Annotated in this window: 14 protein-coding genes; 5 read left to right on the top strand and 9 right to left on the bottom strand. The window is 47.1% G+C overall.

Annotation, left to right across the window (positions count from 1 at the left end):
* Nucleotides 1–26: 26 nt before the first annotated feature.
* Genes menA through NST25_RS29405 form a run of 3 tightly spaced genes read right to left on the bottom strand, consistent with a single transcriptional unit; the run spans nt 27 to nt 2,748 of the window.
* On the bottom strand, nt 27–980 hold the full coding sequence (gene menA / locus NST25_RS29395; protein WP_076219134.1) for a 1,4-dihydroxy-2-naphthoate polyprenyltransferase: 954 nt from the start codon (nt 978–980) through the stop codon (nt 27–29).
* Nucleotides 981–1,018: 38 nt separating this feature from the next.
* Nucleotides 1,019–1,795, bottom strand: coding sequence for a DUF6081 family protein (locus NST25_RS29400; protein WP_339188826.1), 777 nt, complete (start codon nt 1,793–1,795; stop codon nt 1,019–1,021).
* Nucleotides 1,796–1,830: 35 nt separating this feature from the next.
* Nucleotides 1,831–2,748: a prenyltransferase gene (locus NST25_RS29405; protein WP_036682043.1), complete on the bottom strand. Its 918-nt coding sequence runs from the start codon at nt 2,746–2,748 to the stop codon at nt 1,831–1,833.
* 335 nt (nt 2,749–3,083) lie between these two features.
* Here NST25_RS29405 and NST25_RS29410 point away from each other — a divergent pair, with 335 nt between their 5' ends.
* From NST25_RS29410 to NST25_RS29425, 4 genes are all read left to right on the top strand, one after another.
* Complete coding sequence (locus NST25_RS29410; RefSeq protein ID WP_036682044.1) at nt 3,084–3,707, top strand: GPR1/FUN34/YaaH family transporter; 624 nt, start codon at nt 3,084–3,086, stop codon at nt 3,705–3,707.
* Nucleotides 3,708–3,761: 54 nt separating this feature from the next.
* Nucleotides 3,762–4,079 carry a hypothetical protein gene (locus NST25_RS29415; protein ID WP_076278292.1) on the top strand — a complete coding sequence of 106 codons (318 nt, stop codon included), beginning with the start codon at nt 3,762–3,764 and terminating at the stop codon, nt 4,077–4,079.
* A 121-nt stretch (nt 4,080–4,200) separates the two neighbouring features.
* A complete protein-coding gene (locus NST25_RS29420) occupies nt 4,201–4,677 on the top strand; it encodes a DsrE/DsrF/DrsH-like family protein (RefSeq protein WP_036682046.1) in 477 nt (158 codons plus the stop codon).
* A gap of 125 nt (nt 4,678–4,802) precedes the next feature.
* Entirely contained in the window at nt 4,803–6,314 is a 1,512-nt protein-coding gene (locus tag NST25_RS29425) for an aminotransferase class V-fold PLP-dependent enzyme (RefSeq protein ID WP_076278291.1), read from the top strand.
* Nucleotides 6,315–6,326: 12 nt separating this feature from the next.
* Here the strand turns inward: NST25_RS29425 and NST25_RS29430 are convergent, their stop codons facing one another.
* Together NST25_RS29430 and NST25_RS29435 are read right to left on the bottom strand one after the other, a co-directional pair.
* On the bottom strand, nt 6,327–7,238 hold the full coding sequence (locus tag NST25_RS29430; protein WP_076179216.1) for an aldo/keto reductase: 912 nt from the start codon (nt 7,236–7,238) through the stop codon (nt 6,327–6,329).
* Nucleotides 7,239–7,297: 59 nt separating this feature from the next.
* Nucleotides 7,298–7,915: a TVP38/TMEM64 family protein gene (locus NST25_RS29435; protein ID WP_036682051.1), complete on the bottom strand. Its 618-nt coding sequence runs from the start codon at nt 7,913–7,915 to the stop codon at nt 7,298–7,300.
* 180 nt (nt 7,916–8,095) lie between these two features.
* On the opposite strand from NST25_RS29435, the gene NST25_RS29440 reads away from it, so the two are divergent.
* A complete protein-coding gene (locus NST25_RS29440) occupies nt 8,096–8,614 on the top strand; it encodes a GNAT family protein (protein ID WP_076124023.1) in 519 nt (172 codons plus the stop codon).
* A 322-nt stretch (nt 8,615–8,936) separates the two neighbouring features.
* Here the strand turns inward: NST25_RS29440 and NST25_RS29445 are convergent, their stop codons facing one another.
* From NST25_RS29445 to NST25_RS29460, 4 genes are read right to left on the bottom strand one after another with little or no spacing between them, the layout of a single operon-like run.
* Nucleotides 8,937–9,188, bottom strand: a complete 252-nt coding sequence (locus NST25_RS29445) for a hypothetical protein (RefSeq protein WP_076124025.1) — start codon at nt 9,186–9,188, stop codon at nt 8,937–8,939.
* 4 nt (nt 9,189–9,192) lie between these two features.
* Nucleotides 9,193–10,581: a dihydropyrimidinase gene (gene hydA, locus NST25_RS29450; protein ID WP_076124027.1), complete on the bottom strand. Its 1,389-nt coding sequence runs from the start codon at nt 10,579–10,581 to the stop codon at nt 9,193–9,195.
* A gap of 2 nt (nt 10,582–10,583) precedes the next feature.
* On the bottom strand, nt 10,584–11,873 hold the full coding sequence (gene preA / locus NST25_RS29455; protein WP_076124028.1) for an NAD-dependent dihydropyrimidine dehydrogenase subunit PreA: 1,290 nt from the start codon (nt 11,871–11,873) through the stop codon (nt 10,584–10,586).
* A gap of 44 nt (nt 11,874–11,917) precedes the next feature.
* Entirely contained in the window at nt 11,918–13,309 is a 1,392-nt protein-coding gene (locus NST25_RS29460; protein WP_076124030.1) for an NAD(P)-dependent oxidoreductase, read from the bottom strand.
* Between the last annotated feature and the right edge of the window lie 12 nt (nt 13,310–13,321).

Raw genomic sequence — 13,321 nt, forward strand, 5'->3', positions numbered from 1 at the left:
CACTGCTTTTTATAAAATATGAATGTTTATATTAGTGCATTTAACAGCACAGCCGCACCCAGCACAACTATACGCGCAAGGTTCATCAATACGAAGTTTTTGACGGCAAGAATAAAGGTACTCGCCTTCTCCTGTTTCTCTGTGAACAAGGCAATATTTCGGCGAAGCGGGATCAGCGTAAGTAGAATCAACAGAACCAGAATAGGGTTAATCCCTAAGATCAGCAGCACTACAAGATCCAGATAAGAGACATAGTAGAGATATTTAAAAAGCACAAGCGCATTGCGGCGGCCAATGTACACCGGAAGCGTGTACCTGCGATTCTCCACATCCTCATCAATATCACAAATATTATTAGCGAGCATAATCCCTGCGATCCCCAAAATAGCGGGCACGGAAAACCAGAAAAGGTACAGCACTTCCACGATGTTGATATTCAAGCTGACCCAGCCGTTCTGAAGCAGCAGTGAAACCACATGCTCATCCGTATGGATATAGGCAGAGATAAAAATAATAACAAAGCCCATAAACAAACCCGAAAACAGCTCACCTAACGGCATACGCGAGATGGGAATCGGCCCGAACGAATAAAGTATACCGATCAAGAACGACAGTCCACCCAGCAAAAAGACCAGCAAACCCGTCTGAGTGACAAGCGCAATCCCGCCCCCTGCTGCCAGCGCCAGCAAAATAACAATCGTCGCCACGACGGTGCGCTCTTTTAGCTTAAAATGAACAATCGGATTATGCGTTTCGTAGCCGTAGCCGTGGGTTTTGGAGGCTTTTTTGAAATCGTAATAGTTGTTAATCGCCGTCGTCGCCATATCGAAGCTAAGCAAAGACACGAACATCAATCCAAAACGCAGTACGTAAAAATCCTCAAACCGGTACAGGGCATACAACGTTCCCATTAGAAACGGAATAATACTGGCTACCTTCGTCGGCAGCTCCACAAATCTTAGAAAGCTTTTAATATTCACACCATACACCCTTATCTGTCAAATGAGCCTGCAAGGCATTACTGTTCAGTTGTTGTAACCGTCACTGGGGACCATTCTGCAATAACTGTTTGTCCATGTACAGACACACTGCCTTCAGGACTCAGATCCTTCTCTGTCATAATTCCGAGCGCTACAGTGAAGTTATTGAATTTAAGCGGTATATTTTTCTCGCGGCGTACTTCCTTGCCGTTCAAATAGAATACAGCCTCATCATTGCCGCGGTGATAGATAATACGGTACGTATTGAATTCCCGTGGTTTGAAATCCGTATCTTCTTTAAAGATACAGAAATATTTCGTTCCAGTGCTTTCTGGCACTTGTACACCCGGGAACGGCAAAATACCATATACACTAGCATATTTGTCATTTCCCGCGAAGAAATCGAGCGCAGCGCCTGTCGTGAAATCCAGCAGGTTCAGCGATACATATCCATCATACAGATCTCCAGGTGCAGTTCCTTGTGTACGGCAACGAATTTGCAGCTCAATGCTAATCTCTCCAGCTTCCGGAATCTCCACTGGCTTGGCTGAATAATACATGTGCTTGGCATTGTCCAGAATTTGCACTTGATGGTTCTCACGAGATAACTTCGCACGTACATACAAGGTATCATTACGAACGATAACTACAGCCTCCGGCTCACGGTAAGCCCAAAATGATCCGTCAGGCAGTGTAAATCCACCCGTCTTCCAGACCTTTCCTTCTTCTAAAATGGAGTGGAAATCCCCAAGAACCATGCGATTGCCTTTAACTTGTTGTTCTTCTGCCATCAATTCCTTGTCCTTCTTTTCCATGAAAGCTCACTCCTTCTGTAGTCCATCTATTAGTATCAGATCAAGCCTTGAATTAATAAAGTTATTGCCATTACTACTCCGCAGCGTACGGAGGCTTTTTGTGAAGCACCCATCAGCGGGATATAAGCCGGCGAAGCATTATGTTGCTTCAGACTACTGTAAATGCGCAGCGGCCAGAAAGCTGTAACCAGCGCCAACAGTGCGTAAACAGGAAGTACACCCAACAGCACACAGACTATCACCGAAGCGTAGCCAGTGAAAAGAAGTACACGTGAGAAAACAAGTGCCTTTTGTTCTCCCCATACTACAACAAGCGTAAGCTTACCCGCCTGCTCATCCGCTTTCCAATGTAGGAAATGGTGATTAAACAACAATAATGTAGTTAAAAATCCGACAGGCAGCGAGAGAATTACAGGCTTCATGCTAAACTGACCGGTTTGTACGAAATAGGAGCCTAATACAGGCATAATCCCAAAAGCAATAAAAATGGCCATCTCACTATAACCTTTGCCGCGATAGCCATAACGCAGTGGCGGAGCCACATAGAAATAAGCGATTAAAGCACCAACAAGTACAAACCAGAGGATATTCCAACCGCTATATATACTAAGAATCCCACCACAGATAAGGGCAATCGCCAGCATACTCCAGGTCATCCTTGCATAAAAAGACTCCGAGAGGATTCCACCTGTCAGTAGCCCGGAGTTTGTGCTGATTTCACCAGCGGAATTCTTTGCTTCTGTATCGGTTCCGTTGCGGAAGTCCCACAGATCATTCACCATATTGGAGAACAAATGCGCCGAAATCGCCCCTATTAAGGTAAGAATAAATAAAACCGGATGGAATGTCCCTTCCCATACATATGCCCCAACGGTCCCCAAAACAATCGGGATGAGCATAACAGAAAAACTCCAAAACCGGGTCGCCTTGGTAAATAATGTCCATTTGTTCACTTCAAGCTTACCGCCTTTTTCATATGATTTGATAATAATTATCACTGACTATTATACATCAATTTTCGAGAGATTGTGAAGATTATCACTGCATATAATGTCTATTCTTGACATAATATTTCCGTTTGTTTGGTTAAGTATCTTGATAATGGAAGATAAAAATGTAAACAATTCCTTATTTCACGCAGGACCCCTATTTTACGACAAAAAATGAGTGTTGTTTTATAGGCAAGCACATACCGATATGATATGATAGGCAAGCCTATGAACAGCGCCCCTTACGGGCTGTTTTTAAGAGCGTAAAACTATATATAATAATGGAGGCTTTTACTGTCATGTCAGCGCAATCCCCTAACACCCAATCTGTCAAAATCGTCACTGCCGACCCTAGCGCCATCGGGCTATTCGGACTGGCTATTGTCACATTGGTCGCTTCTTCACAGAAGCTTGAATTTACAACAGGACTTAGCTACGTTATTCCTTGGGCTATCTTCCTGGGAGCATTCGCGCAGCTATTCGCCGCCATTCAGGATGCTAAGCACAACAATACCTTTGGTATGACCGCCTTTGGCGCCTACGCTTTCTTTTGGTTCGGCATGGCTAGCAGCTGGCTAATCAAGCTTGGCGTATTTGGTCCAACGCTTGCGGAGGCTGTAGATCCTAAGCAGCTCGGATTTGTATTTCTGGGTTACTTGATCTTCACACTCTTTATGACGATTGGTGCCGTTGAGGCAAATAGAGTTCTGCTTATTATTTTTGTATTGATAGATTTTCTCTTTATCGGACTAACCTTTGATTCCTTTGGGATCGCTCCAGAATTCTTCCATAAGCTAGCTGCTTGTGCTGAGCTTGGTATTGGTATCGTGTCCCTTTACGGATGTGGAGCATCCGTGCTAAACGCTCATTTCGGCCGCAGCTTCTTACCGATTGGAGCTCCGCTGGGCATCTTCAAAAAATAGAAATTGTTCTGATCTGAAACTAATACTTTTGCAAGCCGAAAGGATGCTGAGACTATGCATGTCCTGTCCTCTTCTGAATTAGCGGTAACTGCTATTTTCGCCCTTATTCTCGCAGTTATTGCCTACCTGATCATTCGGAATATCCCGAAGATGGTTGGTGATATTGCGGCTTTTCGCAAAAGAACACTGGTTTGGACCCAAGTTTCACTAGTACTAACGGTGCTTCAGTTGAATTTCAAAGCAGGCGATTGGCGCTTTTCTATCGTCCTTGGACTCATTGTGTTATTTACCGGAGCTATTTGGCTGTCCGCCCGTTATTACGACATCAGTCGCAATGCAGGTCCAGAATCTAAAGATCCTGAAGCACATTAGTAAATCTCAAGCTCCCGAAAGGGGGCTTTTTTTTATAATTTCAGAAAGCTTCTTCGCATAGTTCTCCCCCTCACAACCATACTAATGACATTCTAATAAAAGTAACGGGAGGATTATCAGGGTGAGCAAAAAAATCAATCTGCTAATGTTCAGTGGGGAATACGACAAAGCGATGGCTGGACTGATCCTAGCGAATGCCGCAAGAGATATCGATGTCGAGGTTACTATGTTTTTTTCATTCTGGGGTCTATTTTTGGTGCGTGATCCGGAGAAGATGACTCTTGAGGACAAGAGTATCTACGAGAAGCTGATGGATGTTATTACACCGAAGGGCCCTGGGCAGCTGCCGCTCTCTCATCTGAACTTTAGCGGGCTAGGACGAATGATGCTCGAGGAAATGATGGAGGAACAAGGCGCACCGAAGCTGATTCATTTTCTAAAAGGGGCTCGTAAAAAAAACATCAAATTCTATGCCTGCAAGCTCTCTGTGGAGATCATGGGCTTTAAGCCCGAGGAACTGCTGCCAGAGGTCGAAATCATCGATGCTGCGGCATATTTAAAAGATGCTTTAGAAAGTGATGTACAGTTATTTATTTAAAGTCTGACTAGGCTTTAACCCAATCCCCCATGCAGGCATATACTGTTGCCATAGAAACTACTGGCACGCCGAAAATACACCCCATTAACTTAGCACTGACGGCGTACGGGCTGGAGGGAATATCCGTGCTAAACATCATCCACGCCTCTTCTGCAGAGACGCCCGCTTCATTACAAGACCATTTTGATACTTTTCGTGGTCACACCATCGGCATTCGGCATCAAATCAACACCCCTTATGGCAGACAGCCGCTTCTGTATGCCGATTGGACCGCAAGCGGGCGCTTATATGAACCGATCGAACGCAAGTTGCAGGAAGCCTTCGGTCCCTACGTCAGCAATCCACATACAGATTCCAACACCACCGGACTAATCATGACGCAGGCTTATAATGAAGCTCGCCAAATCATTAAGAACCATGTAAATGCTGGCCCTCAGGATGTACTGCTCTTCTGCGGCAATGGAACAACAGGAGCCGTGAACAAGCTGCAGCGTATCATGGGATTAAGGCTCCCGGAATGGCTACAGGAACATAATAACCGTGCACTGGAAGACCGCCCCGTTATCTTCACCAGCCATATGGAGCATCATTCCAATATTCTTCCTTGGCAGGAGGGACTTGGTGACGTCGTTACCATTCCCGCCGGAAAGGACGGAAATATTGACCCTCAACAGCTTGAAGACCAGCTGCGACTGTACCCCAATCGCCGTTTCAAGATTGGTTCATTTACAGCTTGTTCTAATGTGACTGGAATTCAGACGCCTTACGCAAAGCTAGCGGCTACTATGCATCGTCATGGGGGCGTATGCTTTGTGGATTTTGCCGCCAGTGCTCCCTACGAGCCTATCAATATGCACCCACCTTCCCCACTGGAGAAGCTTGATGCGATCTTTTTTTCTCCGCATAAATTTCTGGGTGGGCCGGGCACAAATGGCGTTCTAATCTTTGATGAAGCGCTGAGCAATGGACGTATTCCTGACGAACCGGGTGGAGGTACAGTAGCCTGGGTCAACCCTTGGGGAGGACGCCGCTACACTAATGCGATTGAGATGCGGGAAGACGGGGGAACACCGGGGTTTTTACAAGCTTTTCGCACGGCGCTTTGCGTGAAGCTGAAGGAGCAGATGAATGGAAACGGTCAATATATGGTGATTAGAGAACACGAGCTATGTCAGGAATTAATGGTAGGACTCCGCAGCATCCCGGAGTGCGCGCTGCTGGCCGGAGATCATACAGAACGTCATGGAATCGTCTCTTTTACACTTCGTGATATCCATTACAACCTCGCTGTTCAGCTGTTGAATGACCGTTTCGGCATACAAGCTCGAGGCGGCTGCTCTTGTGCAGGTCCATACGGACATTACCTGCTTGGATTAGGGTGGACGCAATCCGCTCAGATTGCCGGAGCGATCATGAGCGGCGACCAATCCTTCAGACCAGGGTGGATTCGCATCTCCCTACATCCCATTATGACTAATCAGGAAGTAAAGAGAATTGTATCCGCTGTAAGGAGTATTGCGACCCATGTCCAGCAATGGAAGCAGGACTACCTTTACGATACTTCCACGAACAGCTGGAATCATATCTACGCGCAGCATTCACCCGAGATGAAGCTCCAAGAACTCTTCACCATGTAACAATCTAACTTATCACACGTTGCCCTTCACCATGTCCAAATCGGCAGCACTGGCATTGGAGATGACTTGTTCTACATTTTTGCAGCCCGGAATTACACTGGTTACTGCGGAATGCTGGAGACACCAAGCCAAAGCCCACTGCGCCATATCCAGACCTGACGGCACTTCATTAGCAGCAATTTCTGCTACTGCGCGCAGCTGCTTTTGTCTTACATCCTCTTTATGGTTAGCTCGCACATCACCCTGAGCAAAAACCGCATCTGGCTTATACTTGCCGCTCAAATAACCACTGGCTAACGGAACGCGAGCTAACACACCTAATTGATGCTCGATGCACAGCGGAAGAATCTCTTCTTCAGGTTGACGATCCAGCCGATTATATACTACTTGTATGGCCTCTGCTTGCACATCCGCTGCCGCAGAGGTCTGGTGCACCCCCGAGCCCGATGCACTGATCGACACGCCCAAATGACGGATTTTGCCGGCTTGCTTCTGTCTGTCGAGCATACTCCACAGCTTATCATTATCGAATTGCTCATCCGTTCCGGAATGGAATTGATAGAGGTCAATATACTCTGTCTGGAGTGCGCGGAGGGAGTCGTCCAGCTGCTTAAGCACATCCTCAGCACGCCATAGCTGTTCCCGCTGCAAATGCCCCTGAAAATGATGGCCAAATTTCGTAGCTACAACCCAGTCCTCGCGTTTGCGGCGCGCCAGATAATCCCCGATGAACTTCTCCGACAAGTGATCTCCGTAACATTCTGCCGTATCAATCAGATTAATACCCAGCTCTCCAGCCTTATCCAGCATGGCATCGACTTCAACCTGAGTGAAATCCTTGCCCCACTCTCCGCCAAACTGCCAAGTCCCTAGGCCAATCACCGAGACATTCATTCCTGTACTGCCAAGCTTACGATATTTCATCATCATTTCCTCCTTTATTCTATTTAGATTTAGGGATTCAAGTTAATTCTGACACTATGCTAAGCTATCTTGTTCCCATCCTGTGCTGTTCTAGCAAAACGCGCTTCGATGGCTTTGACTCCCCATAACGACAGCCCGATAAACAACAGAACATAGATAATCTCCCACGGCTGGCGAATGAAACGTTCCAGATCGTTGCCAATGTATGAAACTGCGAATACCATAATCGCTTTGCCTACCGTGAGCGCAAGAAGATACGAACGGAACCTCATCCCGGCAAGCCCCGCTGCCATATTAATCACAACAAAAGGCCCTACCGGAAATATACTAAGCAGAAAAACATAGCTAAATCCGCTTTGCCGCACCCACGTCATGCTTTTGGCTACTTTGGGCCGCGCTGCCCATTTTCGTAAATAACGATGGGAGGCTACTTTGCGGATAATCCAAAAGGTAGTCACACAGCCTGCAACCAGACCGATCCAAGAATACAAAAAACCTAACCATAAACCATATACGGCCCCATTTAACCCTACGATCGCAATAGTTGGCAGTGGTGGTATAAATGATTTCATAAACGTTAACGCAATGCCCGGAAAGGGCCCAAACGAACGATATTGTTCAAGCAGATGCCGCAGATTATCCTCTGTCAGCCAAGACATAATATCAAGAAAATACATAACCAGCTGATCTCCTCATCCGATTGGAATTCTTAACACTTGGTCTCAATTATACACGAAGTTACGTTCATTCCTACAGTGCCGCCAATATAGAGTGAGCAACCGGGACTAATTAAATGACAGGGAGAAATTTCTTCGTTACTATAGACAAAAATACATATTAGACGGGGGCATAAGGTTATGATCATTCATTCAGAAACGTTGGATCTGCAAACTACCACTGAGCAGGATTTAGCGTTCGTTCTAGCCATTGAACAAAGTGAGCTTAATCGTGCCTATATCGGACAGTGGAGTAAAGAGGAGCACATTACGGCTATCCATGATCCAGATATCCTGCATCTTACAATTTGGGAGAGGTCCGGGAAAAGAGTCGGCTATATCATCGTAACAGGACTTCAAGATATTCATCTTACTGTTTGTATTAAACGAATCGTCATCCATTCCAAGGGCTTTGGGTATGGCAAACTGTCGCTTCGTCTCGTGAGCGACTGGATCTTCCAGCACACCGAGACGCATCGGCTATGGTTGGATGTTAGAGATCACAACCACAGGGCTCGCCATGTCTATGAAAGCTGTGGCTTTACACTGGAAGGGACTCTACGTGATTGTATGAAGGTTGAGGGACATTTTGAATCTCTGCATATCATGTCCATATTACGGTATGAGTATATAGAGCGTGAGCAGCAGCGACAGAAATAGATTAGGGAAATCCTCCCTGATCTTTGGTCTTTCAGGTGCCTATAACTGCAAATCAGGGAAAACTTCCCTAATATTCAGCGAATTTGAGCAAAATCGGCGTATTTCAGTAATTTTTAGGGAGGTTTTCCCTAAATCGTCTATTTGGGGACCCTAATCAGCCACTTTTTAGGGAGGTTTTCCCAAAAAAGTGTATGCCGCGATGATAATCGGCTATTTTCAGGGAATTTATTTCCTCGCCCCCTTTCAGGAGCACAATAAAAAGCCGAGCAATAGGCCCCCTATCCTGCGCAGGCTCACTACTCAGCTTTCAATTCCATTTCCCTCAAACCTCTCCACTGTAACAACCCGCCTGCTCACCTTCCGCCCTCAGCCCCGCTACCACATAGGTTGTCACGTACTTACGGGCATCCGCTGTCAGCAGTAACAGCTCTACCGAGCTTTTAGCCGGCTCCCCTCTGACAAACTTTATTCGGGCACCGTCCAAATCCTCTTGGATGCCGGCAATCGTATATCCTTTAAAAAGCAGCCCATCAATCTCCTGCTGTTCTTTGGCATATTCCGCAAAAGCAGACATTAGACTACACCTCCGCTGCAAAACGTTTGCGTTTCAAATATTTTCCCGAACCTGCTTTGCCGACAAATTGTTTGTCACGAATAACAAATTCGCCTCGACTGAGAACAGAAACAGGCTCTCCCTTCACTTCAAAGCCCTCAAACGCATTATAATCTACGTTCATATGGTGCGTGTCCGCAGAAAGGGTTCTTTCTACAGAAGGATCAAAAATGACCAGGTCAGCGTCACTACCTACTGCGACCGTGCCTTTTTGCGGATATAAGCCAAACAGCTTGGCGCTAGAGGTAGCAATAATGTCTACGAATTTGTTCAATGAGATCCGGCCTTTCTGCACACCTTCCGAATATAGAATCGTAAACCGGTCCTCAATGGTCGGCCCACCGTTCGGGATTTTGGAGAAATCGCCCAGCCCCAGATCCTTTTGTCCTTTGAAATCAAACGAGCACTGGTCAGAGCCAATCGTCTGCAAGCTGCCGTTCCATAACGCATCCCACAAAACATCCTGATTCCACTGCTCACGCAGGGGCGGAGACCACACGTATTTAGCACCTTCGAAATTAGGCTTTTCCAGTGCCGTCTGATCCAGCACTAAATACTGTGGACAAGTCTCGCCGTAGACGCGCAGTCCCTTTTTACGCGCTTCAGCAATCTTCCAAGCAGCTTCCGCACAGGTCACGTGTACAACATACAGCTGAGAATCTGTCAGTTCGGTTAGATAAGCTGCGCGTCCCGTAGCTTCACCCTCCAGCTCCGGCGGGCGGGTCAGCGCATGAAAGATCGGATCAGTGTTGCCTGCGGCCAAGGCCTGCTCAACAAGATATTCAATGACATCTCCATTCTCCGCATGCACCATAACGAGTGCACCTTCTTTTTTCGCAGCTTGAAGGGTCTTAAAAAGTGTGCCATCATCCGCCTGAAAAGTATTCTTATAAGCCATAAATACTTTGAGCGAGGTAATGCCTTCATTCTCAATTATCTCCGGAAGCTCACCCAGTACTTTATCGTTTAATTCTGAGACCATAAGGTGGAAGCTGTAATCAATCACAGCTTTATCCTGCGACTTATGATGCCATGTATCTACGGCTTGCTGTAGCGGTTGTCCTTTGGTGGTTAAGCAAAAATCAATGACTGTGGTCGTTCCGCCATATGCAGCCGCAATAGTTCCCGTCTCAAAATTATCAGCTGTAACCGTGCCGCCAAAAGGCATATCCAGATGGGTATGAGGATCAATGCCTCCAGGAAAAACATAACACCCCGAGGCATCTATAATTTCCGCACCAGGGACATCCAAATGAAGGCCAATCTCCGTAATAACCCCGTTTTCAATCGCCACATCGCCTGTATAAGTATCTGCTGCGGTAACGATGATGCCATTTTTAATAATCTTTTTCATCCTTAAACCACCTCCACTTCCGAATAGGTGCCATTCAAACTGCCGATCACTTTCTGCCGCTGATTCCAGGTCAGTGGAGCTGCCCCGGTATCCACTGGAACCATATCGATCGCGCCGTCTGCTGGACAGACAATAGAACAAAGATTACAACCTACACAATCTTCCTCGCGGACCTGTAGAATAGCTTTCCCATCTGCATTAGTTAACATATCAATACACTGATGTGAAGCATCTTCGCAGGCAATATGGCATTTATTACAGTTGATGCAGTTGTTCTCATTAATACGGGCAACAACCTTATAGTTGAGATCCAGATCACCCCAGTTCGAGTACCGGGATACCGATTTACCGATTAACTCTGTTACAGAAGCCAAACCTTTGTCATCCAAATAGTTGTTCAGGCCATCGATCATTTCCTCCACAATCCGGAAGCCATGATGCATGACCGCTGTACATACTTGAATGCCCGTAGCACCCATCAGCATGAATTCAACAACATCCTGCCAGGTGGAAATCCCTCCAATACCGGAGATAGGAATGCCTACTCCCCGGTCACGGGCACACTCGGCCACCATACTAAGCGCAATTGGTTTCACAGCCGGCCCGCAGTAACCGCCATGTGCACCCTGACCCCCAACATTCGGAATTGTGTTCCAGCTATGAATATCTACACCAGCAAGACTGTTGATCGTGTTGATCATACTAATCGCGTCTGCTCCACCCTTAACCGCATGGCGGGCAACGACGGTGATATCCGTAATATTAGGCGTCAGCTTCACAATCACCGGGGTCGTTGCAACTTCTTTTACCCAGGTGGTCTGTGCCTGCACCAGATCAGGCTGCTGCCCCGAAGCAGCGCCCATTCCACGCTCAGCCATCCCGTGCGGACAGCCAAAATTAAGTTCCAGGCCGTCTACACCCACATCCTCTACCCGCTTAACAATCTCATGCCATTTATGCTGCGTTGGTTCTACCATCAGGGAGGCTATAATCGCATGATTAGGGAATCTTTTTTTCGTTTCATAGATTTCCTTCAGATTAACTTCAAGCGGACGGTCGGTGATCAGTTCAATATTGTTAAAGCCCGCAACCCGTTGCCCATTGAAATTTACTGCCGCAAAACGCGATGAGGTATTAATGATCGGATCGCCGAGCGTCTTCCACACCGCACCGCCCCAACCTGCTTCAAAGGACCGCTGCACTTGATAACCTGTATTCGTAGGCGGCGCGGAGGCCAGCCAGAACGGATTCGGTGATTTGATTCCTGCGAGATTAATACTTAAATCTGCCATGATGTTCCCTCCCTGTCATGTAAAATCCAATTTGATTTCTACGCTCAGCCCGCTGATCTAACAACGACCTCCTGCTGGCCTGAGAATTGTTTAACAATCGCATGGGCTGCATCTTTTCCCTGCTGTGCCGCTGACACAACCATGGCCTCACCCTTACCTGAACCAAAAATAATGTCCCCAGCGGCATAAACCTGCGGATCGGAGGTTTGGCAGGTGACCTCATCCACCTTAACAACCCCACGGTCATGCATAAGACCTAAGGAATCTATTAGATCCAGACGACGCTTTTGACCAATAGCTATTACAACCGCATCTACAGGAATCAAGAACTCAGAACCCTCGATCGGCATAGGTATTGGACGCCCATCTTTGCCCAGCTCCTCCGTCAGCTTCATCTGCACACATTCCAGTGCGGTTACATTCCCAAGCTCATCACCCACGATACGTTTCGGTAAGGTAAGCCAGCTGAACTCCACACCTTCCTGCTTCGCGAATTCATATTCAAAGTCATATGCCGTCATCTCTTCGCGGGTCCGGCGGTAGACCATTTTCACATTGGTGGCTCCCAGCCGCACTGAGCAAGTCGCTGCATCAATAGCCGTATTCCCTGCCCCAATGACAGCGACCCGCTGATCCATCAGCTCTAGCAGAGGAATGCCCGTCTTAGTAGATTCTACAAGCGCAATAGCGTCATAAACTCCAGCCATTTTTTCACCTTCAATCCCTATTGGAGGCACATATCCCATACCCGCTGCCAAAACGATAGCATCATAATTCGACTTCAGCTCATCTACAGAAACATCCACTCCGACTTTTACACCTGTACGTATTTCCACACCCAGCTTCTCTACCTGCTCTACTTCCCAAAGAGATACAGACTGCGGGAGCCGAAACGATACAATCCCATGTGTATCCAGCCCACCCGCTAACGCCTTTGCTTCGTAGATCACAACAGCAAAACCTTCACGGGCGAGCTCCCTAGCCGCAGACAATCCCGCAGGACCACCACCAATTACGGCTACCTTTTTCCCATTAGGGGTGCCAGCCTTAAATAATTGAACTCCGCTGTTCATCGCCCAATCTGTCGCATAACGCTGCAGCAGTCCGATTTGGATCGGCGCCGAGGCATCATTTAACACACAGGCTCCTTCACACAGCTCATCTGTAGGACAAACACGAGCACAGCTGGCACCCACAGGATTGGAATCCATAATCGTCTGTGCCGAGCCTTTCAAATTGTCAGTAGCGATCCGTTTGATAAAGGAGGGAATATTAATGCTGGTCGGACATGCTTTTATACATGGGGCATCGTAGCAATATAGACAGCGATTAGACTCATCCAGGGCACCTTTATGGGTCAGAGGCGGCTCAGCCTCGGCGAAATTGCGCATGAACATATCAGGTGTAAATGCTGTTAACGGAGATGAATGCTCCATCACTAGTCCCTC

It is taken from the genome of Paenibacillus sp. FSL E2-0190 (assembly GCF_037992965.1).
GTDB lineage: Bacteria > Bacillota > Bacilli > Paenibacillales > Paenibacillaceae > Paenibacillus_AQ > Paenibacillus_AQ odorifer.